This is a genomic window from Streptomyces sp. NPDC058231 (assembly GCF_042882275.1).
Taxonomy (GTDB): domain Bacteria; phylum Actinomycetota; class Actinomycetes; order Streptomycetales; family Streptomycetaceae; genus Streptomyces.
On the sequence record NZ_JBHVWN010000019.1, the window covers coordinates 1 to 24,590 of the forward strand.

At 71.7% G+C, this 24,590-nt stretch carries 21 protein-coding genes; 8 read left to right on the top strand and 13 right to left on the bottom strand.

Features of this window, described 5'->3' with window-relative positions; genetic code table 11:
- Window positions 1-50: 50 nt before the first annotated feature.
- From ACFVXE_RS15840 to ACFVXE_RS15870, 7 genes are all read right to left on the bottom strand, one after another.
- A complete protein-coding gene (locus ACFVXE_RS15840) occupies window positions 51-1,316 on the bottom strand; it encodes a 6-phospho-beta-glucosidase (protein ID WP_389671718.1) in 1,266 nt (421 codons plus the stop codon).
- 1 nt (window position 1,317) lies between these two features.
- The gene (locus ACFVXE_RS15845) at window positions 1,318-2,211 is read right to left on the bottom strand and encodes a carbohydrate ABC transporter permease (protein WP_389671719.1); all 894 of its coding nucleotides are present in this window, start codon (window positions 2,209-2,211) and stop codon (window positions 1,318-1,320) included.
- Window position 2,212: 1 nt separating this feature from the next.
- Window positions 2,213-3,154: a carbohydrate ABC transporter permease gene (locus tag ACFVXE_RS15850; RefSeq protein WP_389671720.1), complete on the bottom strand. Its 942-nt coding sequence runs from the start codon at window positions 3,152-3,154 to the stop codon at window positions 2,213-2,215.
- Between the two features lie 7 nt (window positions 3,155-3,161).
- Complete coding sequence (locus ACFVXE_RS15855) at window positions 3,162-4,499, bottom strand: ABC transporter substrate-binding protein (protein ID WP_389671721.1); 1,338 nt, start codon at window positions 4,497-4,499, stop codon at window positions 3,162-3,164.
- A 63-nt stretch (window positions 4,500-4,562) separates the two neighbouring features.
- Window positions 4,563-5,786, bottom strand: a complete 1,224-nt coding sequence (locus ACFVXE_RS15860) for an ROK family protein (protein WP_389671722.1) — start codon at window positions 5,784-5,786, stop codon at window positions 4,563-4,565.
- Window positions 5,787-6,082: 296 nt separating this feature from the next.
- Window positions 6,083-6,547 carry a MarR family winged helix-turn-helix transcriptional regulator gene (locus ACFVXE_RS15865; protein WP_389671723.1) on the bottom strand — a complete coding sequence of 155 codons (465 nt, stop codon included), beginning with the start codon at window positions 6,545-6,547 and terminating at the stop codon, window positions 6,083-6,085.
- A 160-nt stretch (window positions 6,548-6,707) separates the two neighbouring features.
- On the bottom strand, window positions 6,708-7,772 hold the full coding sequence (locus ACFVXE_RS15870; protein WP_389671724.1) for a mechanosensitive ion channel family protein: 1,065 nt from the start codon (window positions 7,770-7,772) through the stop codon (window positions 6,708-6,710).
- Between the two features lie 358 nt (window positions 7,773-8,130).
- On the opposite strand from ACFVXE_RS15870, the gene ACFVXE_RS15875 reads away from it, so the two are divergent.
- A complete protein-coding gene (locus ACFVXE_RS15875) occupies window positions 8,131-8,667 on the top strand; it encodes an HNH endonuclease (RefSeq protein ID WP_389671725.1) in 537 nt (178 codons plus the stop codon).
- 55 nt (window positions 8,668-8,722) lie between these two features.
- Here the strand turns inward: ACFVXE_RS15875 and ACFVXE_RS15880 are convergent, their stop codons facing one another.
- The 4 genes from ACFVXE_RS15880 to ACFVXE_RS15895 form a co-directional block, all read right to left on the bottom strand.
- Window positions 8,723-10,063 carry an FtsX-like permease family protein gene (locus tag ACFVXE_RS15880; RefSeq protein WP_389671726.1) on the bottom strand — a complete coding sequence of 447 codons (1,341 nt, stop codon included), beginning with the start codon at window positions 10,061-10,063 and terminating at the stop codon, window positions 8,723-8,725.
- Window positions 10,053-10,805: an ABC transporter ATP-binding protein gene (locus ACFVXE_RS15885; protein WP_389671727.1), complete on the bottom strand. Its 753-nt coding sequence runs from the start codon at window positions 10,803-10,805 to the stop codon at window positions 10,053-10,055. The genes ACFVXE_RS15880 and ACFVXE_RS15885 overlap by 11 nt, the downstream gene beginning before the upstream one ends.
- A complete protein-coding gene (locus ACFVXE_RS15890; RefSeq protein ID WP_389671728.1) occupies window positions 10,802-11,362 on the bottom strand; it encodes a PadR family transcriptional regulator in 561 nt (186 codons plus the stop codon). Before ACFVXE_RS15890 ends, ACFVXE_RS15885 begins: the two co-directional genes overlap by 4 nt.
- Window positions 11,363-11,512: 150 nt before the next feature.
- Window positions 11,513-14,506 (bottom strand): beta-N-acetylglucosaminidase domain-containing protein, encoded by a 2,994-nt coding sequence (locus ACFVXE_RS15895; RefSeq protein ID WP_389671729.1) that lies wholly within the window; start codon window positions 14,504-14,506, stop codon window positions 11,513-11,515.
- A 310-nt stretch (window positions 14,507-14,816) separates the two neighbouring features.
- On the opposite strand from ACFVXE_RS15895, the gene ACFVXE_RS15900 reads away from it, so the two are divergent.
- From ACFVXE_RS15900 to alc, 5 genes are all read left to right on the top strand, one after another.
- Window positions 14,817-15,083 (top strand): hypothetical protein, encoded by a 267-nt coding sequence (locus tag ACFVXE_RS15900; protein ID WP_389671730.1) that lies wholly within the window; start codon window positions 14,817-14,819, stop codon window positions 15,081-15,083.
- Window positions 15,084-17,237: a 4-alpha-glucanotransferase gene (gene malQ / locus ACFVXE_RS15905; protein WP_389671731.1), complete on the top strand. Its 2,154-nt coding sequence runs from the start codon at window positions 15,084-15,086 to the stop codon at window positions 17,235-17,237.
- A gap of 20 nt (window positions 17,238-17,257) precedes the next feature.
- Complete coding sequence (locus tag ACFVXE_RS15910) at window positions 17,258-17,488, top strand: hypothetical protein (protein ID WP_389671732.1); 231 nt, start codon at window positions 17,258-17,260, stop codon at window positions 17,486-17,488.
- A gap of 199 nt (window positions 17,489-17,687) precedes the next feature.
- On the top strand, window positions 17,688-18,614 hold the full coding sequence (locus tag ACFVXE_RS15915; RefSeq protein ID WP_389671733.1) for a LysR substrate-binding domain-containing protein: 927 nt from the start codon (window positions 17,688-17,690) through the stop codon (window positions 18,612-18,614).
- 60 nt (window positions 18,615-18,674) lie between these two features.
- Window positions 18,675-19,832, top strand: coding sequence for an allantoicase (gene alc, locus ACFVXE_RS15920; protein WP_389671734.1), 1,158 nt, complete (start codon window positions 18,675-18,677; stop codon window positions 19,830-19,832).
- 168 nt (window positions 19,833-20,000) lie between these two features.
- On the opposite strand, the gene pepN is transcribed toward alc, so the two are convergent.
- Window positions 20,001-22,577: an aminopeptidase N gene (gene pepN / locus ACFVXE_RS15925; RefSeq protein ID WP_389671735.1), complete on the bottom strand. Its 2,577-nt coding sequence runs from the start codon at window positions 22,575-22,577 to the stop codon at window positions 20,001-20,003.
- A gap of 103 nt (window positions 22,578-22,680) precedes the next feature.
- Here pepN and ACFVXE_RS15930 point away from each other — a divergent pair, with 103 nt between their 5' ends.
- Both ACFVXE_RS15930 and ACFVXE_RS15935 read left to right on the top strand, forming a co-directional pair.
- Window positions 22,681-22,911 (top strand): ribbon-helix-helix domain-containing protein, encoded by a 231-nt coding sequence (locus ACFVXE_RS15930; RefSeq protein ID WP_389671736.1) that lies wholly within the window; start codon window positions 22,681-22,683, stop codon window positions 22,909-22,911.
- A complete protein-coding gene (locus ACFVXE_RS15935) occupies window positions 22,898-23,245 on the top strand; it encodes a type II toxin-antitoxin system PemK/MazF family toxin (RefSeq protein WP_389671737.1) in 348 nt (115 codons plus the stop codon). Before ACFVXE_RS15930 ends, ACFVXE_RS15935 begins: the two co-directional genes overlap by 14 nt.
- 91 nt (window positions 23,246-23,336) lie before the next feature.
- On the opposite strand, the gene ACFVXE_RS15940 is transcribed toward ACFVXE_RS15935, so the two are convergent.
- The gene (locus tag ACFVXE_RS15940) at window positions 23,337-24,365 is read right to left on the bottom strand and encodes an aspartate-semialdehyde dehydrogenase (protein WP_389671738.1); all 1,029 of its coding nucleotides are present in this window, start codon (window positions 24,363-24,365) and stop codon (window positions 23,337-23,339) included.
- Window positions 24,366-24,590 lie beyond the last annotated feature (225 nt).

A 24,590-nucleotide genomic window follows, 5' to 3' on the forward strand; every position in this document is an offset into this window, starting at 1 on the left:
GGCGACGTCGGTTTTGCTGTTGCCGGCGTCGATGGCGAGGACGGTGGCGTTCACGCCCACGCGAGGTGCTCCCGGTTGTGTGCGATCAGTTTGTCGGTGAGCGCTTCGGCGTGCTCGAACTGGCCGATCAGGGGGTGGGCGAGGAGTGCTTTGAAGACCCGGTCGCGTCCGCCGTGCAGGGCGGCTTGGAGGGCGAGGTCCTCGTAGGCGGTGACGTGGGAGATCAGGCCGGTGTGGAGGGGGTCGAGTGCGGGGGCGGCCAGTGGGGTGGCGCCGGTGGCGTCGATCCGGGCCTGTGTCTCGATCACGGCGTCGTCGGGGAGGAAGGGGAGTGTGCCCTTGTTGTAGGTGTTGACGACCTGGACGGGGGTGCCGCCGGAGCCGAGCAGCGAGGATGCGAGGTCGACGGCTGCTTCGGAGTAGAAGGCGCCGCCGCGTTTGGCGAGGAGGGCGGGCTTCTCGTCGAGTGCGGGGTCGGCGTAGAGGGTGAGGAGTTCCTTCTCCATGGCGGCGACCTCGGCGGCGCGGGAGGGTTTGGTGCGCAGTTCGCGTACGACGTCGTCGTGTGCGTAGAAGTAGCGGAGGTAGTAGGAGGGGACGACGCCGAGCCGGTCGGTGATGGCGCGGGGCATGTGGAGGTCGTCGGCGATGGTGTCGCCGTGTTCGGCGAGTAGTTCGGGGAGGATGTTCTCGCCGTGGGGGCCGCCGAGCCGGACGCCGAGTTCCCAGGTCAGGTGGTTGAGTCCGATGTGGTCGAGGTGTACTTCGCCGGGGGTGACGTCGAGCAGGGCGGCGAATTTGCGCTGGAAGCCGATCGCGACGTTGCACAGGCCGACGGCTTTGTGTCCGGCCTGGAGCAGGGCCCGGGTGACGATGCCGACCGGGTTGGTGAAGTCGATGATCCAGGCGTCGGGGTTGGTGCGGCGGACGCGTTCGGCGATGTCGAGGACGACGGGGACGGTGCGCAGTGCTTTGGCGAGGCCGCCGGCGCCGGTGGTTTCCTGGCCGATGCAGCCGCATTCCAGTGGCCAGGTCTCGTCCTGGTTGCGGGCGGCCTGGCCGCCGACGCGCAGTTGGAGCAGGACCGCGTCGGCGTCGGCGACGCCGGCGTCGATGTCCGAGGTGGTGATGATCCGGCCGGGGTGTCCCTGTTTGGCGAAGATCCGGCGGGCGAGGCCGCCGACGAGGTCGAGACGGTCGGCCGCCGGGTCGACGAGCACGAGTTCCTCGACGGGCAGCGTGTCCCGCAGCCGGGCGAAGCCGTCGATCAGTTCAGGTGTGTAGGTGGACCCGCCACCCACTACTGCGAGCTTCATGTCAGCCCTTTACTCCGGTCAGTGTGACGCCCTCGACGAAAGCCTTCTGGGCGAAGAAGAAGACGAGGATCACGGGGGCCATGACCAGTACGGTCGCGGCCATGGTCAGGTTCCAGTCGGTGTGGTGCGCGCCCTTGAAGGATTCCAGGCCGTAACTGAGCGTCCAGGCGGCCGGGTTCTCGGAGGCGTAGATCTGCGGCCCGAAATAGTCGTTCCACGCGTAGAAGAACTGGAAGAGCGCGACGGCGGCGATGCCCGGTTTCGCCATCGGCACCACGACCTTCAGCAGGGTGCGCAGCTCGCCGCAGCCGTCCACCTTCGCCGCGTCCAGGTACTCGTCCGGGATGGTCAGCAGGAACTGCCGCAGCAGGAAGATGGAGAACGCGTCACCGAAGGCCATCGGGATGATCAGCGGCCACAGCGTGCCGGACATGTCCAGCTGCTTGGCCCAGAACAGATACATCGGGATGACGACGACCTGCGGCGGCAGCATCATCATCGAGATGACGAGCATCAGCGACAACTGCCGGCCGTGGAAACGGAACTTGGCCAGTGCGTACGCCACGGGCAGCGACGACACGACCGTGAGGACGGTGCCGAGCCCTGCGTACAGCAGGGTGTTCTTCCACCAGGTCAGGAAGCCCGGAGTGTCGAAGACCCGGCGGTAGTTGCTCCACTCGAAGGGGTGCGGCAGCAGGTCCCGGGTCAGCGCCTGCTGGTCGCTCATCAGCGACGTGAGGAACAGGAAGACGAACGGGAGCACGAAGAAGAGCGCGGCCGCGACGCCGAGCGCGTGCACGGCGATCCAGTTCAGCAGCGCCTTGCGGCGTGCGACGTGCTCGGCCGAAGAGGCCGTCGGTCCGGCTTCCTTGAGGGTGTCGAGAGCCTGCGCCACGTCACTCACCTGCCTGGATCAGCCCGCTGCGGCGCCGCATCAGCAGTGCGGTGAACGCCATCGCGAGTACGAAGAGGACGAGCGCGACCACGCAGGCGGAGCCGTAGTCGAAACGCTGGAACCCGAGGTTGTAGACGAGTTGCGGAAGCGTCAACGTGGACTTGTCCGGGTAGCCGGGTTCGAACTGCTGCCCTGAGCCGCCCATCACGCCCGACGCGACCTTCCCGGCCACCAGCGGCTGGGTGTAGTACTGCATCGTCTGGATGATCCCGGTGACCACGGCGAACATCACGATCGGCGAGATGTTCGGCAGTGTGACGAAGCGGAACCGCTGCAACGCGCCCGCCCCGTCCAGCTCCGCGGCCTCGTACTGCTCCTTCGGCACGTCGAGCAGCGCGGCCATGAAGATCACCATCAGGTCGCCCACCCCCCACACGGCGAGCGCGGTCAGGGCCGGCTTGGACCAGGCGGCGTCGGTGAACCAGCCCGGCGTGGGCAGTCCCAGATCGCCGAGGATCGAATTGACCGGTCCGGTACCGGGGTTGAGCAGGAAGACGAATCCGAGGGTCGCCGCGACCGGCGGGGCCAGGTACGGCAGATAGAACAGGGTGCGGAAGACGCCCGTCGCCGTCTTGATCTTGGTGATCAGCAGCCCGACCCCGAGGCCGAACACGACCCGGCAGCTGACCATGACCACGACCAGCCACAGCGTGTTCCGCAGGGCGGGCCAGAACAGCGGGTAATCGTTGAAGACGTACGACCAGTTCTTCAGCCCGTCGAAGGCCGGGGGCGCGAAGCCGTCGTAACGGGTGAAGGAGAAGTAGAGCGTGGAGATCAGCGGGTAGGCGAAGAAGACGCAGAACCCGATCAGCCACGGCGACATGAAGGCCGCCGTCCGCAGCGCCGCTCTTCTGCGCTTCAGGCGGAGTGTGTAGGTGGTCATGGTGCTGCTACTTCGCCTGTGCGATCGCCGCGTCGATTTCCGCGGCGGTCTTCTTCAGGCCCGCCTCGATGTCCGTCTGCTTGCCTTTCTCGATGTCGAATCCGAGGTTCTGCAGGGACACCAGGTACGCACCGCCGTTCACCGAGGGCGGGGTGGTGGTGCTCTTCGGGTTCGCGGCGATGTCGAGGAACGTCTTGAACCGCGGGTCGTACTTCAGCTTCGGCGACTTCAGCGCCGCCAGCGTGGACGGAACGTTGTGGATGGCGTTGGCGAAGTCGACCACCGCCTCCGTGTCGGTCGTCATGAACTTCACCAGCTCCCATGCCGCGTTCTGCTTGGCGGAGGTGGACGCGATCCCCGCGATGGTGCCGGTGAGATAGCCCTTGCCGTAGGTGTCGGCCTCGTCGTCGGCGACGGGCATCGGGGCCACGCCGATCTCGAACTTCGGCTTGGTGTCCTCGGCCATGCCGAGCCGCCATTCGCCGTCCAGCTGCATGGCCACCTGGCCGGTGTGGAACGGGTGCTTGGCACCCCATTCGTCGCCGAACGCGGTGCGGAACTTCTCCAGTTTCGCGTAGCCGCCCAGGTCGTCGACGAGCTTCTTCTGCGTGGTCAGCATGGACGCGAAGGCCGGGTCCTTGGCGATGTTCGACTTGCCGTCGGCGTCGAAGTACGTCGGGTTCCAGCCGCCGAGGTAGTGCTCGGTCGTCGACTCGTAGCCGTGGTAGTTCGGCATGAAGCCGAGCTGCTCGTACGAGTCGCCCTTGGTCTTCGTCAGCTTCTTCGCGTCCGTGGCCAGTTCCGACCAGGTCTTCGGCGGGGAAGCGATACCGGCGGCCTTGAAGGCGTCCTTGTTGTAGTACAGCCCGTACGCGTCACCGAGCAGCGGCAGCGTGCAGCGCACCCCGTTGTACTGGGTGTACTCGTTCATCGCTTTCGGGAACGTCGTGTCCGCGTCGATCCCGTCCTTCTTCAGGAAGGGGTTCAGATCGACGAAGGCCTTGGACGAACAGAATTTGCCGACGTTGTTGGTGGTGAACGAGGAGACCACGTCGGGAGCCTTGGAACCACCCGCCCGCAGCGCCTGGTTGATCTTGTCGTCGGTCATGTTGCCGACGACCTTCACATGGATGTTGGGGTGCGCCTTCTGGAAGGCGTCGACAGTGGCCTGGATCGCCTTGGCCTCGTTCGGGGCGCTCCAGCCGTGCCAGAAGTTGATGGTCGTCTCCTTCGACGCGTCATCATGGGCGCCGGAGCTGCTCTGACCGGTACAGGCAGAGACGAGAAGGGATATCGCGGCGGTCGCGGCGAGCGCGGTGGCCGCCTTCCGACTGTTTCCGGACATGGCGGAATCTCCCGATCAAGGGTTGGGACGGGGAAGAGGCGGTCGTGCGAGGGGCGGTACGGGTCAGCGCGAGGTGTCGAAGACCTCGTCGCGGGTGGTGGCCAGGGCGCTCTCCAGCGCCCCGCGCAGTACGGGCCGGTGCGTGACGTCCCCGATGATCAACCGGGGCCGGGAGGGAGCGAGTTCGGCGAGCTCCGCCTGCACCCGCAGGCGCAGCGGTTCTCCTCCGGAGGCGATCAACAGGCCGGAGAGGACGACGAGTTCGGGGTCGAGTACGGCGACCAAGGAGGCCAGGCCGGTCGCGAGCCCGGTGGCGAACAGGTCGAGGAGCCGGGCGTACGGGCCGTTCTCGCCGTTGTCCGCGGCCGCGGCGGCCCGGGCGATCAGCCCGGCCGCGACCTCGTGGTGGGTGCCGGTGGCGTGGGTCAGCTCGTCGTCGATGCCGAGCTCCCGGGCCAGCCGGGACAGCACCTGGGCACCCGCCAGCTCCTGGAAACCGCCCGAGTTCGCCTTGGTGACCTGGCGGACCAGCGGGGCACCCGGTACCGGCAGGAAGCCGACCTCACCGGCGCCGCCGGTGAAGCCGCGGTGCAGCCGTCCGCCGAGGACGAGGGCGGCCCCGAGCCCCTCCTCGTTCCACAGCAGGACGAAGTCGTCGTGTCCGCGGGCCGCGCCGAGCCGCTGTTCGGCCATCGCGACGAGGTTCACGTCGTTCTCGTACTCCACCGGCATCGGCAGGAACGCGGCGAGCTCGTCGAGGAGCGAGGACGAGTGCCAACCGGGCAGGTGGGAGGCGTACCGCAGTCGTCCGGTGCCGGGGTCGAAGGCGCCCGGCGTGCCGATGACGACGCGGTGCACATCGGCACGGGTCAGCCCGGCGTCCTTGATCGCACCGTCCAGTGCGTCCGCCACCTGCCGCACCACGCTGTCGGCACGCCGGCCGGGGGTGCGCAGCTCGAACTCGCCGACCGTCCTCCCGGTCACGTCGGCGACCGCGGCGACGATCCGGCGGGCGTTGACGTCGAGGCCGGCGACATGGGCCGCGCGGGCGTTGACCGCGTACAGCTGGGCGTTGGGGCCCGGCCGTCCGGCGACCGTGCCGGTGGCGACGACCAGGCCGGCCGCCTCCAGGCGGGCCAGCAGCTGCGAGGCGGTGGGCTTGGACAGGCCCGTCAGCTTCCCGATCCGGGTCCGGGAGAGGGGGCCGTGCTCCACCAGCAGATCGAGCGCGGCCCGGTCGTTCATGGCTCGCAGGACGCGGGGGGTTCCCGGTGTCGTTCCGGCCATGAGCGCTGCACCTGCCCTCTGTTAGGAAAGTTTCCTATTCGGTGGGAGGACGGTATGGCGCAGGTCACCGGAGCGTCAATGGGGTGGGCATCGGTGGCAACCAAAGCGTTACCTGGGTGGTCGGACGAGCCGGATTCAAGCCGAACGGCGCCCTGTTTTCGCGGGGTTGGGCTGCGGCGGCAATGAATGCCGCCGGGGCCGGTCGCGTCGCCCGCGCGATCGCGGTGTACGGGACCGTCGCGCTCAGGGGCCGTTGGGGTCCGGGGGTCGCCCTGCGTGCAGGGTTGGCCGTGTCCTCAGGGGTGGCCGGGCCCGTCCTTCGGGTCGACGCCCATGAGGTGCCGGGCGAGCAGGTCCAGCGCGGAGGCGACCTGGTCCAGCCGCTCCGGATCGTCGGTGCCGAGCGCCGAGGCGAGGGTGCGGCCGATGCCGGCCGCGCGGACCTGCGCCACCCGTTCGGATCTGTCGTCGGCCTGCCGGACGAGCATCCGGCGCCGGTCGGACGGATCGGGTGCCGCCAGGACCGATCCGGCCTCCTTCAGGCGGGCGACCGCGGTCGACACCTGGCTCTGCGGAAGGCCGGTGCGGGTGGCGATCTCGCCGACGGCGGTGTCCGGGTGGGTCGCGATGTCGCTGGCCACGATCAGCGTCAGCCGGGTGCTCCCGGGGTGTCGATCGGCGCCGCCGGGGGGCTCCGGCATCGCGTCCTCGCCCAGTTTCATCAAGGTGCGTCCCAGCAGGAACAGCTCGACCGCGTTCACCGGGGCAGCATAGATCCAATTGGATACATCTAGCCAGATGTATCCAATTGGATGGGTTCGTGCCGCGCGGCGCGACGGGAAGGGTCGCCCGCGACCCGGAACAGCGGTGAGGGGTGCCCCGCAGGCTCTGCGGGGCACCCCTCACCCGTACGGCTGAGTCCTACTTCGCCATGTTCGGCGGCGTGATCGGCGTCGCGGCCAGCGACTGCGGCGACGTGGTGGACGCATACGCCGACGGGGGCGCCATGGCGGCCGTAGGGTCCGCTGCCGAGGGCTCGTCCGGCTGGGCCGGCACACCGCCGACCATCCGGATGCCCGACTCGTCGAAGGCCCGCTTGATCCGCCAGCGCAGCTCGCGTTCCACGCCCAGCGCCTTGCCCGGCATCGTCTTCGCCGTCACCCGGACCGTCATCGAGTCCAGCAGCACCGAGTCCAGCCCGAGGATCTCCACCGGACCCCACAGGCGCTCGTTCCACGGGTCGTCCTTGGCCATCAGCCCGGCGGCCTCGGTGATCACCGCGCGGACCCGGTCGAGGTCCTCCGTGGGGCGCACCTGCACATCGACCCCGGCCGTCGACCAGCCCTGGCTGAGGTTGCCGATCCGCTTCACCTCGCCGTTGCGGACGTACCAGATCTCGCCGTTGTCGCCGCGCAGCTTGGTGACCCGCAGGCCGACCTCGATGACCTCACCGGAGGCGACGCCGGCGTCGACGGTGTCTCCGACGCCGTACTGGTCCTCAAGGATCATGAAGACGCCGGAGAGGAAGTCGGTGACGAGGTTGCGCGCACCGAAACCGAGGGCCACACCGGCCACACCGGCGGAGGCGAGCAGCGGCGCGAGGTTGATCTGGAAGGCGCCCAGGATCATCAGGGCGGCCGTGCCGAGGATCAGGAACGAGGCGACCGAGCGGAGTACGGACCCGATGGCCTCGGAGCGCTGACGGCGGCGTTCCGCGTTGACCAGGAGCCCGCCGAGTGCGGTCCCCTCGACGGCCTGGGCGCTGCGGTTCATCCGCTCGATGAGCTTGGTCAGAGCACGGCGGATCGCGATGCGCAACATGACCGCGATGACCGCGATGAGAAGAATGCGCAGACCGGTGTTCAGCCATATGGACCAGTTCTCCTCCACCCAGCCCGCGGCGTTGCCCGCCTGCTTGGCGGCGTCGTCCAGCGAGCCGCCCGGCTCGGGTGACGGGGCTGCGGCCAACAAGGCGGACAGGGACACGACGGAACCTCCGGATGGACAAGGACGGACAACCACACTAACGGGGCATCGGGAGTGCTCCGTTGCCGTGACGGAGGGGAGAGACGTGTCTCACCCGGGACACGGAGGAAGTGGGCCGCCCGGGAACGGGGCACGGAGCCGGGTGTGGTCGATCGCACACCGCTCCGGGCCCGCCGCGGCAACGGCCCGGGACCTCCTGTTCCGGCACTTCCGGGCGGGTCGGGCGACGCGGAGCGGGGAAAATCCTTCCGGCCCGTTACCCCCACGTGGTGGCGGATTGACCAGGCATGAGGAGAGACTGAGATCGGATCGTCCCGGCGCGAGCCACGCGCCGCCGGCGTACAAGGAGGCATCCACCGTGCCGCACGTCCTGGTTCTCAACGCGTCGTACGAGCCGCTCGGCGTCGTACCGCTCCGCCGCGCGCTCGTCCTCGTCCTGGAGAACAAGGCCATCTGCCTTGAGGAGTCCGGCGCCTTCATGCACAGTGCCACCCGTGCCGTCCCGGCCCCCAGCGTCGTCCGCCTGAAGCGGTTCGTACGGGTTCCCTACCGGGGGCCCGTGCCGCTGACCCGCCGGGCGCTCTTCGCCAGGGACGGAGGCCGCTGCATGTACTGCGGCGCCGCCGCGACCAGCGTCGACCACGTCATCCCGCGCAGCCGCGGGGGTCAGCACGCCTGGGACAACGTGGTGGCGGCCTGCCGCCGCTGCAACCACTTCAAGGCCGACCGTCATCTGCCGGAGATCGGCTGGCGGCTGCACCAGCAGCCCGCCCCGCCGACCGGACTCGCCTGGCGCATCATCGGGACGGGGCACCGGGACCCGCGCTGGCTGCCGTACCTGCAACCGTTCGGCGCGGACGACGCGATGGCCCGGATCGACGGCATCTCAGCCTGAGAGATCCGGGCCTTCGCGCTTCCGGAGGACGCGGTTCGCGCAGCGCCGTCGCTCGCTACGTGAACCGCAGCTCCGCGGGGTGCGCCGTTCGCCGCAGCAGCGGCAGCGACGTCGCCGCGGCCAGCAGGCAGGCGGCGTACACCGCCACGGGCACGAGCAGCGGGAGCGCCGACGGAACGTGTCCGGGGGCCACGAGTGCGGCGTACCCGAGGTGCACCGCCATGCCCCCGACGCCCGCGAGCAGCACCGACGGGGCCAGCGGCAGCGCGGTCTCCAACAGCAGGGCCCGGTCCAGCACCGCGCGGGGCACGCCGGCCGCGACCTGCGCGGCGAGCCCCCGACGGCGGCCGGCCACGGACTCCGCGGTGCCCACCGCGACCGCGAGGAGGCCGATGGCCAGGGCCACCAGGACGGCGGCTCCGGTCAGGTCGATCCCCGTGGTGTAGAAGGCGAGGCCCTCGCCCAAGGAGCCGGCCCGCCCGTGCAGCACGTCCAGCAGCACGTCCCGCACCCCCACGAAGCCCACCCCGACCACGGTCACCAGCAGGAGCGCGGCATGGGTGCGCGCAGCCGCCCAGGGGTCGTCCGCGAGCCGGCCCGCGGCGATCAGCACCGCCGGGCTCTTGGCCCGGGCGGTCAGCCGCCGGCCCATGAACGAGGCCGTCGCCCCGGCCAGCCACACCGCGCCGGCCCCGGTGAGGATCACCACGGCGAACACCAGCAGCGGGACGGACACCGGACGGCTGCCCCGCAGCGCGGCGAGGCAGACCGGCACGACGATCAGCGCCACGGTCACCGGCAGTGCGACCGGCCTCCCGCGACGGTCCCGGTCCGGCCGGGCCCGGCGTACCCGGCCGAGCGGGGAGGCGATCACCCTGCGCAACGCGACCACGCTCACCAGCGCGGCCAGCACCGGAACGACGAGAACGACCATCACGTAGGCCGTCCACGCCCGGGGCGGCGGTGTGTGGCCGTGTCCGGAGAGGATCGCGGCGAAGACGACGGCGCCACCGGCCGATCCCGCCAGACACGTGAACGCGGATTCCAGCGCGCAGATGCGCCGCACCTGCCAGGGGGACGCCCCGGCGAGCCGCAGTCCGGCCATCCGCCGGTCGCGGTGGACGGCGCCGATGCGGGCGCACTGGCCCAGGAGGCCGAGCACCGGGACGAGCAGGAGCAGCAGCGTGACCACCACACCCACCCGCTGGCTCGGCTGATTCAACAGGCCGTGCGCGAAGGGGACCGACACCTGCCCGGAGACGGCGGCGACGGTGATCGCCGCGAGGGCGAACCCCGTGGCGAGCAGGGCGCCCAGCGCGGTCAGGGAGATCCTCCACCACTCGCGGCGGTCCGAGCCGCGCGTCAGGATCCATGCGATGCGGAGGTCAGCTGTCATGGCGGACGGCCCTCCCGACGGCTTCCGGGGTGGCCGACTGTACGGCGTCGGGGTGGAACGCCCCGTCCCGCAGCCACACCTCGCGGTCCGCGTACGCCGCGATCTGCGCGTCATGAGTGATCAGCAGCACCGCGGTGCCGGCCTCACGAGCGGCGTGCACCAGCGCGGTCATCACCTGTTCCCCGGCGAGTGAGTCGAGCGCACCGGTCGGCTCGTCCGCGAAGACGGCCTTCGGGCCGGTCACCAACGCCCTTGCCAGCGCGACGCGCTGGCCCTGACCGCCGCTCAGCTCGCCGGGCCTCAGCCCGGCCTGACCGCGCACCCCGAAGCGCTCCAGCCACTCTCCCGCCCGGCTCAGCGCGGCGGCGCGGGAGGTTCCGGCCAGCAGCAGCGGCAGCGCCACGTTGTCGACGGCGGTGAGCTCGGGGATCAGCTGCCCGAACTGGAACACCACCCCGAAGTCGGTGCGCCGCAGCTCGCCGAGGCGCGCCTCGGGCAGCCGGTCGAGCCGTTGCTGCCCGTACGACACCGAACCCTCGTCGGGCCGGACGATCCCCGCCAGGCAGTGCAGCAGGGTGGATTTCCCGCTCCCGCTGGCACCGGTGACGGCAAGGATCTCCCCGGCGTGGAGATCGACCGAAGCGCCGCGCAGCGCCTCCGCCTTGCCGTACGACTTCCGCAGCCCGATGGCCGTGAGCAGCGGCGCCGTTGCGCCGGATCGCTGCTCGGTTCGCGTATTCATGATGCGTCGACCTCCGCGGTCAGAGAGGTGAGCCGGCCCGCGGTGGTGGTCATCCACCGCACGTCGGCGTCCAGGTGGGCGATGGCGTAGTCGGCGGAGAGCACGGTGCCGAGGCCGGTGCCCGGTGTGGTCTTGAGCGTGGTCAGTTCGCGCAGACGCGCCATGTGGGCGGTGCGCTGGGCCTGGAGATACCCGGCCGCGTCGGCGGTGCGGTCGGTGTCGCCGGCTGCTGTGGCGACGAGGATCGCGACCACGACCTTGGCGAAGATCTCGTTCGTCACGAAGGGGGCCGGCGGGGCGATCTCGGTGGCCCACCCGGCCAGTTCGCGCGCTCCCTCAGCCGTGGAGCGGTAGAGGGTGCGCTCGGGTCCGCCGTCGGAGTCGGTGCCTTCCACGGCGGCCAGTCCGTCACGCACCAGTCGTTGCAGGGTCGTGTAGACCTGGCCGTAGGCCAGTGGGCGGGCCTGCGGGAAGCGTTCGTCGTAACGCCGCTTGAGGTCGTAGCCGTGGCTGGGCCCCCCGGCGAGCAGTCCCAGCAGGACATGGCGGATGCTCATACGGCGACTCTATACTCAGTACATGTACTGAGTGAATAGTTGGCGGCATCCGATCGGTGAGCGGCCGACTCCCCTCGAGGTGGCGGGTGATGCGCGGCGCGGGGCGGCGAAGGGGCCGTCACCCGGTCCGTGGGGCGGCCGGTTTCCCGGCTACGGAGCCACGGCGTACGCCTCCACCGACCAGAGCGAGTAGCCGAACCGGGTGCCCCGGGCGTCGCCCTGGATCCTGAGGAAGCGGGTGTCCTTCGCGTCCATCCGGACGGACTCGCGCCCGCCCCTGCCGTCCCGGACGGTTGCCGCCGTGCGCCAGCTGCGGCCGTCCGCGGAGACCTGTATGCGGTAGCGGGAGGCGTACGCGTCCTGCCATCGCAGGACCACCTGCCCGATCCTTGCGGGCTCCGCGAGTTCCGCCTGCCACCAGGCACCGTCCTCGGCCGGTGACGACCAGCGGGTCGCCGGATCGCCGTCCGAGGCGGCCGCCGCCGGGAAGTCCGGGGTCTCGTCGCCGGACGAGGAGGCGGTGGCCGTACGGGTCAGGTCGGGCCCGGCGGTACGCGGGTAGGCGCGGACGGTGAGGGTGCTCTCCTCGTCGCCGAAGCTGATCGGCACCTCGTACTCACCGGCCGGGGTGTCCGGCGGGACGGTGATCTTCACGGGGACGTCGGTACGGGAGCCGCGCGGCAGCGTCGTCCGCCCGGGGACGGTCACCTCGATGCCCTCGGGCGCCTTCGCGGTGAGCTTTCCGTGCACCTCGGCCGGGCGGCGGGCGGCGAGCCGCGCCGCGACCCGCTGCGGTTCGCCGCCGATCTCGGCGTCGGTCTCACCGCGTGCGAGATCGAGCCGGGCGGCGGGTTCGTCACCGAACCACGGCACCAGGGCGCGCACCCGCGGGGCCTCGGGGGCGGTCCCGGAGACCGTCGGTGGCAGTGCGCCCCTGCGGCTGACACCGGGGGCCGCCGCCGCGGCGCCCGCGGGCCAGCTGATCCGGATCGCGTCCGCCCGCAGGCCGTCGGCCTTCGTCTGGGTCCAGCCGCTCGCGGACAGCGGGCCCAGGCGGCGCCAGCCCTCGCCCGGCACATGGGCCTCCAGTGCGGCGTCCGCCGCGGCGCCGCTGCCGGGCACCGTCATGGCGGTCACCGTCTCCACCGGGCGGGGCCGGTCCACCCGCACCGTGTAGCTGCCCGGCGCCGTGGTCACCGTGCCGGTGGGGCGGTCCTCGCCGGTCCAGGCGTCGGCCTCCTCGCCGACCCGGTCCAGGAACGGGCCGAGCACCCCCTCGCCGACGGTCGCCCCGCTCGCCCGGACCGCCTTGCGCAGCGGTTCCAGCGCCAGCGATGCCTTCCAGGCCGCCGCGCCGTCGCCACGCGCCTGGGCCTGCAGCAGGTCGACGGCGAGCTCGCCCGCCCGGCCGTACCGGGCCAACTGTTCGGTCCACGGCCGTACCTCGCCCCCGAGCCGGCCGTCCGCCGGGACGTCCAGCCGCTGCGGGGCCTCCCGCATCACGGTGAAGGCGGCCCGCAGCCGGCGCGCCGCCCCGGCCCGCGCGGTGGCGTCCGCCGTCGTGCGGGACTTCCAGAACGCGGCGAGCAGCGGGCGCAGATACGCCGACTCGTCGCCTCCCAGCACGGAGGCGGCACTGTTCCCGGCCAGCGCCCGCAGCGCTTCGCGGGTACGGGCGTCGCCGCCGGCCAGATCGTCCACGGCCGCCCGCCAGGACTCCTGGGGCCGGTAGTCCTTGGGGTTCCAGGCGAAGTCGGCGGCGGTGAACAGCGGGATGCGGGACGCGGACGGCTGCTCCATCGCATTGGCGAGCAGCGCCGCCGAGCCGCCGGCGACCGCCGGGTCGCGGCCGGTGTACGGGCCGAGGAAGATCCGGTCCTGCGCGTAGTCGTTGACCGGATAGTTGTCCATCGTGACGAGCGGATGCCGGAACGCGGCGCGCGCACCGGCCAGTTCCCGTCCGGTGATGGTCCTCGGTACGACCCCGACGCCGGTCCAGGCGACCTGCACCCGCTCGTCCAGCTCCTTCGCGAGAGCCGTGCGGTAGGCGGTCGCCCCGTCCTGGTAGAACTCCGTCGGCATCACCGACAGCGGTTCCGCCCCCGGATACCGGTCCGCGAGATGTCGTGCCACCCGGCTCGCGACCCCGGCCTGCGCCCTGGCAGCCGCCTCCGGTCCGCTGCCGAAGGCGTCGGCGTCCTCGTCGCAGTGCCATTCGCTGTAACTGACGTCCTGGAACTGCAACTGGAAGACGCGTACACCGAGCGCCCACATCGCGTCGATCTTCCGCGTCAGTGCCTTCACGTCGGCGTCCGAGGAGAAGCACAGGGACTGCCCCGGGGCGACCGCCCAGCCGAGCGTCACGTGCCGGGCGCGGGCCCGCTCGGCCAGCGCCCGGAAGTCGGCCCGCCGCCCGGCGGGGTACGGGTCGCGCCAGCGGGCCTGCCGGTACGGATCGTCGCCCGCCGCGTACAGATACCTGTTCTGCTTCGTACGCGCCATGAAGTCGACCTGGGCGAGCCGCTCCGCACGGGTCCACGGCTGCCCGTAGAACCCCTCGGTCGTCCCGCGTACGGCGGTGCCCGGCCAGTCCCGGACGGCGACCCCGGCGACGCTTCCGCTCCTGATCAGCTGACGGAGCGTCTGTACGGCGTGGAAGAGTCCGTCGTCGCCGACCCCGTCCAGGGCGACGGTGGGGCGGCCGGCCACCGTGCCGACCGCGAGCCGGTAGCCGCCCGACGGCAGGTCGGCGCGGTCGGGGGTGCGCAGTGCGCGCAGGGCGTCCAGGGCGCCGTCGCCGCCCAGCCGGACGACGGGCCCGCGGCCCGGCAGCCTCTCGTGGACGGTCCTGACGCCCGCGTCGCGCAGCACCTGCCGGGCCGCGTCGACGGCGTACGGATCGGCGTGCGCACCGGCGACAAGGGTGACGTCGGCGGAGAGCTGCACGGCCGCCCCCGACGCCTTGATCACCTGCGGGCGCGGCCACACGGCGGGCGGCGTGCCGTCGTCCGCGCGATCGGACGCGGTGGCGGCGGGACCGGGATCCGAGGGTGAGGCGAAGGCGGCCGGGGATCCGGTGGAGACGAGTCCGCCGAGCACGGCGACGGCGACGGCCACCGTGTGCCTCCTGCGCCTGAGTCGCATGCCCGAACTCCCTCGCTCCCACCGATGGGCTCCGAGCCCACCACCCGGCGCGCGAGGGTGTCAACCGAGTGGTCGCTGTGCCGCATTTGCCCGATGTGGCGGGTGGGGCTGGATGTTGCGACGGAAGGGCGGATCGCAGCAGAGATGACGTCGAATGGCCGAAAAAGGAGGACAACTTACGGAGAACTGGCCGGCAGGGAACGGAATGTGACCCTGGGCACGTTGAGGTCGTTGTTGTATCGCCTATGTCTGCGGCCGTGCCCGCGGGGTAGGCCTGCTGTGTCCATTTCTCCACGCCAGGAGGCCGCCCATGCCCGCCGCCGCACAGCTTCTGCTCTCCGCTCTGTCCAAACAGCTCCCGGAACCGAGCCCGTTCGGCGACGGACTCACGTCCGCCGACGCCATACCGCTCACGAGTGAGCCGCCGCTCTTCGACGCCACCCCGCTGACGAGTGAGCCGCCGCTCGCCGATGCCACCCCTCTGACCAGTGAGCCGCCGCTCACCGTCCTCGCCCCCCTGACCAGCGAGCCGACCGCCCCCGGCACCGCGGGGGGCACGGAGTCCCCAGGAGTCTGAATGAGCCTTTCCCGGCTCGCCGCGCTGCACGGTGTCGCCACCTCCTACTCCCCGTCCGCGGATGTCACGGTGACCGTCCACGACGACACGGTGATCGCCGTGCTCGCCGCGTTGGGTGTGGACGCCTCCACGCCCGAAGCGGTACGGGAATCACTCGCCGCCGCGGAGTCCGCGGCCGGCTCCCGGCTGCTCCCGCCGACGCTGGTGGTCTGGGCCGGGGAGCCGCTGCCGCCCGCCCTGACCGCGCTGCGCCCCGGCACGACCCTGGACATCGAGCCCGAGGACGCCGCCGGACGGCCCGGGCCGCCGCGGATGAGCGTGCCGGGAGGACAGCCGGATCCGGCCGTCTCCGCGGCGAGCGCCGCCCCGGCCTGGTGGACCGAACCCCCGCTCGGAGTCCACCGGCTGACCGTGCGTACCCGGGACGACCGGTCCGCGACCAGCACCCTGATCGTCGCCCCGGCCCGGGTGCCCCAGCCGCCGCGGCGCACCCACGGCTTCCTCGTGCAGCTCTACTCCCTGCTCTCCCGACGCTCCTGGGGCATGGGCGACCTCGGCGACCTCGCCGACCTCGCGGCCTGGTCGGGCCGGACCGTCGGCGCCGGGTTCGTGCAGGTCAACCCGTTGCACGCGGCCGTACCCGGCACACCCACCGACCCGTCCCCGTACCGTCCGTCCTCCCGCCGCTTCCCCGACCCCGTCCATCTGCACATCGAGTCGATCCCGGAGTACGCGCACGTACGGGACCGGGTCGTCCTCGACGACCTGCGCCAGAGCGCCGACGCCCTCGGCGAAGCCGTGCTGAACAAGGGCGCCCTGATCGACCGGGACGCCGTCTGGGAACTCAAGCGCCAGGCCCTCGCCCTCGTGCAGGACGTACCGCTGACCCCCGGGCGGCGCGCCGCCTACTGCGACTTCCTCGCAGCGCAGGGGGAGGCCCTGGAGGACCACGCCCTGTGGTGCGCCCTCGCCGAGGTGCACGGTTCCGACTGGCACGCCTGGCCGGCCGCGCTCCGTGACCCCCGTTCCCCACAGACCGCGCGCGCCCGCGGCGAACTGCTCGACCGGGTCGACTTCCACTGCCGGCTCGCCTGGCTGACCGACAATCAGCTGGCCGCCGCGCAGAACGCCGCGCGGGAGGCCGGGATGGCCGTCGGTATCGTCCACGACCTCGCTGTCGGCGTGCACCCCGACGGCGCCGACGCGTGGGCCCAGCAGGACGCCTTCGCGCACGGCATGTCGGTCGGCGCGCCCCCGGACGCGTTCAACGCGCGCGGCCAGGACTGGGGACTGCCCCCGTGGCGCCCCGACGTCCTCGCCGCGTCCGGCTACGCCCCGTACCGCGGACTGCTCCGCGGCCTCCTCGCCCATGCGGGCGCCCTCCGCATCGACCACGTCATGGGGCTGTTCCGGCTCTGGTGGGTCCCCGAGGGCAGACCGCCGACCGAGGGCACCTACGTCAGCCATGACGCCGAGGCGATGCTGGCCGTCCTCGTCCTGGAGGCGTACCGGGCCGGCGCGGTCGTCATAGGGGAGGACCTCGGCACGGTCGAGCCCGGCGTGCGGGAGGCGCTCGCCCGGCGCGGAGTGCTCGGCACGTCCGTGCTCTGGTTCGAGCGGGACTGGGCGGGCACCGGCCGCCCCCTGCCGCCGGAGCAGTGGCGCGAGGCATGCCTGGCCACCGCGACCACCCACGATCTGCCGTCCACCGCCGCCCGGCTGACCGGCGACCACGTGACGCTCCGACACCGCCTCGGCCTGCTCACCCGCACGCTGGAGCAGGAGAGCACGGAGGACGCCTCCGACACCGCGGAGTGGCTCGCCCTGCTCGCCCGGCTCGGTCTGCTGCCGGAGGGTGAGGGGGACGAGGAAGGGGCGGTCCGCGCCGTCCACCGTTTCCTGCTGCGCACCCCGGCGCGCATGGTCGGCGTCTGGCTCCCGGACACGGTCGGCGACCGCCGCCCCCAGAACCTGCCGGGCACCTGGGACCAGTACCCCAACTGGCGGCTGCCGGTCGCCGACGCGGAAGGTCACCCGGTCACGCTCGAAGAACTCGCCGCATCGCCCCGTCTGCACCAGCTGATGGAGGTTCTCAACCCGGGAAGAAGACCCCGGCGCCCCCGTACGGCACCCCCGGACGCGCGCCCCTCCTAGGCGTTCGCTACGTTTGCACCGTGGACAAGAAGAACGCAATGCGCGCCGGCGCCGTGGCGGCCGGTACGACGCTGATGATGCTGCTCATGTCGTCCCCCGCGCTTGCGCTGACTCCCGACGACGGTGACGACCCGGGCCCCGGCCTGAGCGCGATCGAGACGATCGGTCTCTACGTCGTGATCCCGATCGCTCTGTTCGCGATCATCGCGGGCCTGGTCATGGTCCTGGACAAGTCCAAGAAGCAGGCCTGAACCCCCGGCTGCGCGGCGAACCGCGCAGCCCCACCGGCGCTTTCCCAGGGCGCCCCGACGTGCGTGACGCACGTCGGGGCGCCCTGGCGCGCGTTCGGACGGAGCCCGGTCGTCACGTTCCGCCCCGGCCTGCCACCTGCCGCCTGCGGCCCGTGGAGCTCGCCACCGCGGCCGGATCCGCGGCGGCTAATGTGCGGCCATGACCGAGTGGGACGTGAAGAAGCTCCGCATCCTGCGCACGCTGAGCGAGCGCGGCACCGTCACCGCGACGGCCGAGGCGCTGCTGATGACCCCCTCGGCCGTGTCCCAGCAGCTCTCCAACCTGGCCAGGCAACTCGGCGTACCCCTGCTCGAGGCCCAGGGCAGGCGCGTCCGGCTCACCGACGCCGCGCATCTCGTACTTCGCCACGCCGAAGCGGTCTTCGCCCAACTGGAGCGTGCGGACGCCGAGCTGACCGGATATCTGCGGGGTGAGGCGGGGGAGGTCCGGGTGGGCGCCTTCTCGACCGCGGTGCCCGCCCTCGTCGTACCGGCGGTCCTGCTCCTGCGCGCCGACGACCGGCCCGGGCCCTCCGTGCGGGTGCGGGAGGCGGAGGCCGCGGAGGCGTTCGAACTCCTGTCGGCCGGCGACGTCGACCTCGCGCTCTCCCTCGCCGCGCACGCCCCGGCCGCCCATGATCCCCGCTTCACCTTCCTTCCCCTGCCGGCCGACCCGCTCGACGTGGCGCTCCCCGCCGGACACCGGCTGGCGGAGACCCCCGGGCTCCGGCTGGCCGACCTCGCCGGCGAACCGTGGATCTTCGGCGGCTCGGGCCCCTGGTCGGAGATCACCACGGCTGCCTGCCAGGCCGCCGGGTTCGTGCCGGAGCAGGCGCACAGCGCCGCCGGGTGGACCGCGATCCTCGCCATGGTCGAGGCGGGCATGGGCGTGGCCCTCGTCCCGCGGATGGCGTCCGCGGAACGGCGCGGCGGGGTGGTGATGCGGGTCCTGGAGGCGGACCTGCCGCGGCGGCACGTGGTCATGGCGGTGCGGCAGGGCGCGGAGGGCGGGCCGGCGGTGGCCAGGGTCCTGGCGGCGCTTCAGCAGGTCGGTGCGGCCCGTGAGGCATCCGTTCAGTTGATCTGAACGGATCGTGCGAGAAGTTTCGATGGACCTGATGGTTCACGCGGTACGACAGTTGTGTACATGACCTCCGACCTGAACGAGACCCCTGCCGAGCACGCCCCGCACACCGACGCCCCGCACGCCGGCGATGCGGCCCCGTACGGGGGAGGGGACCCCTACGCTGACTACCGCGCGGGCGAGTTCCCCTTCACCGGTCTGGTGGACCTCGCCGACCGCCGTCTGGGCGCCGGCGTGATCGCTGCGAACGACGAGTTCTTCGCCGAGCGCGAGAACCTGCTGAACCGCGAGCGGGCCGTGTTCGACCCCGAGCGCTTCGGGCACAAGGGAAAGATCATGGACGGCTGGGAGACCCGCCGACGCCGCGGAACCGACGCCGCGCACCCCTTCCCGGCCCCCGGGGACCACGACTGGGCCCTCGTCCGTCTCGGCGCCCCCGGCATCATCCGCGGCATCGTCGTCGACACCGCCCACTTCCGTGGCAACTACCCGCAGCGCGTCTCCGTCCAGGCCACTTCGGTCGAGGGTTCACCCGACCCCTCCGAACTCCTCGCCGACGACGTGAAGTGGGAGGAGATCGTCCCTCCGACCCCGGTGCGCGGCCATGCCGCCAACGGCTTCGAGATCACCGACGGCTGCCGCCGCACCCACATCCGTCTCTGCCAGCACCCCGACGGCGGTGTCGCCCGCCTCCGCGTCCACGGCGAGGTGGTCCCCGACCCCGCCTGGCTCGCGGCGCTCGGCACGGTAGACCTGCTCGCGGTCCTCAACGGCGGCGCGTACGAGGACGCCTCGGACCGCTTCTACTCCTCGCCGACCCAGATCATCCTGCCCGGCACCTCACGCCGGATGGACGACGGCTGGGAGAACCGCCGGCGCCGGGTCCGCGGCACGAACGACTGGGTCCGCTTCCGCCTGGCCGCCCAGGGTGCGGTCCGCGCCGTCGAGATCGACACGGCCTGCCTGAAGGGCAACGCGGCGGGCTGGATCGCACTCCAGGGCCGCGACGGCGGGATAGGCGAATGGTTCGACCTCATCCCCCGCACCGCGCTCCGGCCCGACACCCTGCACCGCTTCCCCCTCCCCGGCCGGCCGGTGGTCACCCACGTCCGCCTCGACGCCTTCCCGGACGGCGGAGTGGCCCGCATGCGCCTGCACGGCACGCTCACGGACCGGGGCGCCGCCGAATTGGCCGCCCGGTACGACGAGTCGGGCGCGTAGCCGCGCCGGGCCGCTCCTCCGCTCCGGCCCGGCGGGTGGCGCGATGCGGCCCGGCACTCGGCGGGGTGACACGCGGCCGGGGCCGGCCGTCACCCCGCGGGCGCTGAGGACGGCACGCACAGGGGGCGCCCCCCGAAGGGAGCGCCCCCTGTCACTCGGCCGTGACCGCTAGACGGAAGCCGCCGCCGCGTCCGCCGCCTGGGCCTTCAGCGCACGCTCCACGCCCGCCCGCGACTCCGAGACGAGCCGGCGCAGCGCCGCGCCCGGCTTCGCCGAATCCAGCCAGGCGTCCGTCGCGTCCAGGGTCTCCTGCGAGACCTGGAGCGCCGGGTAGAGGCCGACCGCGATCTGCTGGGCCATCTCGTGGCTGCGTGAGTCCCAGACGTCCTTCACCGCCGCGAAGAACTTCTCGGTGTACGGGGCCAGCAGCTCGCGCTGGTCGGTCTGGACGAAGCCGCCGATCACCGCTTCCTGGACGGCGTTCGGGAGCTTGTCGGACTCGACGACCGAAGCCCACGCCTCCGCCTTGGCGTCGGCCGTCGGGCGCGCCGCGCGGGCGGTCGCCGCGTGGCGCTCACCTGCGGCCGTCCTGTCGCGCTCGTACTCGGCGGCGATCTCGTCCTCGTCCAGCAGGCCGACCGCGGCCAGCCGCTCCACGAACGCCCAGCGCAGCTCGGTGTCGACGGCGAGGCCCTCGATCGTCTCCGTGCCGTTGAGCAGGGCCTGGAGCAGGTCGAGCTGCTGCGGGTTGCGGGCGGTGGCCGCGAGTGCGCGGGCCCAGGCCAGCTGGTGGTCGCTGCCGGGCTCCGCGGCGCGCAGGTGGGCGAGCGTCGCCTCGGTCCAGTGGGCGAGCGCCGCCTCGCGGGACTCCGGCGCGGCGTACAGGTCGACCGCCAGCTTCACCTGGCGGTGCAGCGACTGGACGACGCCGATGTCCGACTCCTTGCCGATGCCGGACAGGACGAGCGACAGGTAGTCGCGCGTCGCCAGTTCGCCGTCGCGGGTCATGTCCCAGGCGGAGGCCCAGCACAGGGCGCGCGGCAGCGACTCGGCGAAGTCGCCGAGGTGCTCGGTGACGACCCGCAGCGACTCCTCGTCGAGGCGGACCTTCGCGTACGACAGGTCGTCGTCGTTGAGCAGGATGACGGCCGGGCGTGCGGTGCCCGCCGGGAACGGGACGGTGGTGCGCTCGCCGTCGACGTCCAGCTCGATCCGGTTCGTACGGACCAGCTTGCCGGCCGCGTCGAGGTCGTAGCAGCCGATCGCGATCCGGTGCGGACGCAGCGTCGGCTCGCCCTTGGCGCCGGCCGGCAGCGCCGGAGCCTCCTGCAGGACGGTGAACGAGGTGACGTGACCGTTCTCGTCGGTGGCGATCTCCGGGCGCAGGATGTTGATCCCGGCCGTCTCCAGCCACGCCTTCGACCAGGTCTTCAGGTCACGGCCGGAGGTCTCCTCCAGCGCGCCCAGCAGGTCGGACAGGCGGGTGTTCCCGAACGCGTGGGCCTTGAAGTACGCCTGGACGCCCTTGAAGAACTCGTCCATGCCGACGTACGCCACGAGCTGCTTCAGGACCGAGGCGCCCTTGGCGTAGGTGATGCCGTCGAAGTTGACCAGGACGTCGTCCAGGTCACGGATGTCCGCCATGATCGGGTGCGTCGACGGCAGCTGGTCCTGACGGTACGCCCACGTCTTCATGGAGTTGGCGAACGTCGTCCAGGAGTGCGGCCACTTCGAGCCCTCCGCGTACGCCTGGCAGGCGATGGACGTGTACGTGGCGAACGACTCGTTCAGCCACAGGTCGTTCCACCACTCCATGGTGACGAGGTCGCCGAACCACATGTGGGCCAGCTCGTGCAGGATCGTCTCGGCCCGCGTCTCGTACGCCGCGTCCGTCACCTTCGAACGGAACACGTACTGGTCGCGGATGGTGACCGCGCCCGCGTTCTCCATCGCGCCCGCGTTGAACTCCGGGACGAACAGCTGGTCGTACTTGGCGAACGGGTACGCGTAGTCGAACTTCTCCTGGAACCACTCGAAGCCCTGCCGGGTGACGTCGAAGATCGCGTCGGCGTCGAGGAACTCGGCGAGCGAGGGGCGGCAGTAGATGCCGAGCGGAACGGTCTGGCCGTCCTTCTCGTAGCTGCTGTGCACCGCGTGGTAGGGGCCGACGATCAGGGCCGTGATGTACGACGAGATGCGCGGCGTCGGCTCGAAGACCCAGACGTCGTCCGCGGGCTCCGGAGTGGGGGAGTTCGAGACGACCGTCCAGCCCGCCGGCGCCTTCACGGTGAACTGGAAGGTCGCCTTCAGGTCGGGCTGCTCGAAGCTCGCGAAGACCCGGCGGGCGTCCGGCACCTCGAACTGTGTGTACAGGTAGGCCTGCTGGTCGACCGGGTCGACGAAGCGGTGCAGGCCCTCGCCGGTGTTGGTGTACGCGCAGTCGGCCACGACGCGCAGCTCGTTGGCGCCCGCGTGCAGGTGCGGCAGCGCGATCCGGGAATCGCGGAAGACGGCCGCGACGTCCAGGGCCTTGCCGTTCAGCTCGATCTCGTGCACGGCCGGGGCGACCAGATCGATGAAGGTCTCCGCACCGGCCTCGGCGGAGTCGAAGCGCACGGTGGTGACGGACCGGTAGGTGCCGCCCTCCTGCGCCCCGGAGAGGTCGAGATCGATCTCGTACGCGTCCACGGTCAGCAGGCGCGCCCGCTCCTGTGCCTCTTCGCGGGTCAGATTCGTGCCAGGCACGCGGTCATCTCCTTCGATGGTGACGTTTCCGGTCATCCTTCCACGCCGGACGCCCGGCGGAGTGGAGTGGCCACCCTTTTCCTACCGCGGTAGCATGGGGAGTATGAAGATCAGTGTGAGCCTGCCGCAGGAGGATGTCGCCTTCGTCGACGAGTACGCCATGAAGACCGACGCGGATTCGCGGTCCGCCGTCATACATGCCGCCATCGACCTGCTGCGCTCCGCCGGGCTCGAGGCGGAGTACACCGAGGCGTTCGAGGAATGGGACGCGAGCGAGGACGCCGCGCTCTGGGACCGTACGGTCGGGGACGGAATCGTCGATGCGCAGAGGTGACATCCACCTGGTCGATCTCGAACCGGCCAAGGGCAGTGAGGCCAACAAGGTCCGGCCGGCTGTGATCGTGTCCAACAACGCGGCCAACCAGTCGGTGCGGCTCAGCGGCCGGGGCGTGATCACCGTGGTGCCGCTGACGTCGAACACCGCGCGTGTCCTCACGTTCCAGGTGCTGCTCCGGGCCGACGAGAGCCGGCTGCCGAGGGACTCGAAGGTCCAGTGCGAGCAGGTCCGGGCGGTCTCCCCGGACCGGGTGCTGAAGCGGATCGGCACCGTCCCCCGGCCGCGTATGGCCGAGATCGACGCCGCCCTGCGACGGCACCTCGCCCTCTGACGGGCGCGAAGCACCGGCGCCCGAGGTCTCCGGCGCATGCGCGAGGGCGGCCACCGGGCACCGGTGACCGCCCTCACACGTACGGGGTCCGTCAGCCGTTCAGCTCGGCCGCGACCAGCTCCGCGATCTGCACGGCGTTCAGCGCCGCGCCCTTGCGCAGGTTGTCGCCGGAGACGAAGAGCGCCAGACCGTTCTCCACGGTCTCGTCGGCCCGGATGCGGCCCACGTACGACACGTCCTGGCCGGCCGCCTGGAGCGGGGTCGGGATCTCCGAGAGCTCGACACCCTCGGCGTCCCTCAGCAGCTCGTGGGCGCGCTCCACGCCGATCGGGCGGGCGAAGCGGGCGTTGATCTGGAGCGAGTGGCCGGAGAAGACCGGGACCCGGACGCAGGTGCCGGACACCTTGAGCTCCGGGATCTCCAGGATCTTGCGGGACTCGTTGCGGAGCTTCTGCTCCTCGTCGGTCTCGAAGGAGCCGTCGTCGACGATCGAGCCGGCCAGCGGCAGCACGTTGAAGGCGATCGGGCGCTTGTAGACGGTGGGCTCGGGGAACTCGACGGCCCCGCCGTCGTGGGTGAGCCGGTCGGCGTCGGCGACCACCTTGGACGCCTGGCCGTGCAGCTCGGCGACCCCGGCCAGACCGGAACCGGAGACCGCCTGGTAGCTGGCGACGATCAGCGCCTCCAGGCCGGCCTCGTCGTGCAGCGGGCGCAGCACGGGCATCGCGGCCATCGTGGTGCAGTTCGGGTTCGCGATGATGCCCTTGGGACGGTTCTTGATCGCGTGCGGGTTCACCTCGGAGACGACCAGCGGGACCTCGGGGTCCTTGCGCCATGCGGAGGAGTTGTCGATCACGACCGCGCCCTGCGCGGCGACCTTCTCGGCGAGCGCCTTGGAGGTCGCGCCGCCGGCGGAGAAGAGCACGATGTCCAGGCCCGTGTAGTCCGCGGTGGAGGCGTCCTCGACGGTGATCTCCCGGCCTTCCCACTCGATGGTGGAGCCTGCGGAGCGCGCGGACGCGAAGAGTCGCAGTTCGTCGGCCGGGAATTTCCGATCGGCCAGGATCCTGCGCATGACTGTGCCGACCTGACCGGTGGCGCCGACGATTCCGACCTTCACAGGAACTCCTTCAAACGTACGAACTGGCGCGGTTGCCGTTCCATGATGCGTATGTCCACGGCTTCCTTGTCCAATCCATTGTCCGGCAGCCGGACAGCGTTCCGGCGCGGGCCGGGCGGAGCAGTGGGGGGGGGGGGGGCCCGCCGCCCCCCCCCCCCCCACCCCCCCCCGCGGGGGGGCCCGGCGCGGAGGAGTGGCGGCGCGGCGGAAGCCACAGGGCCGCGG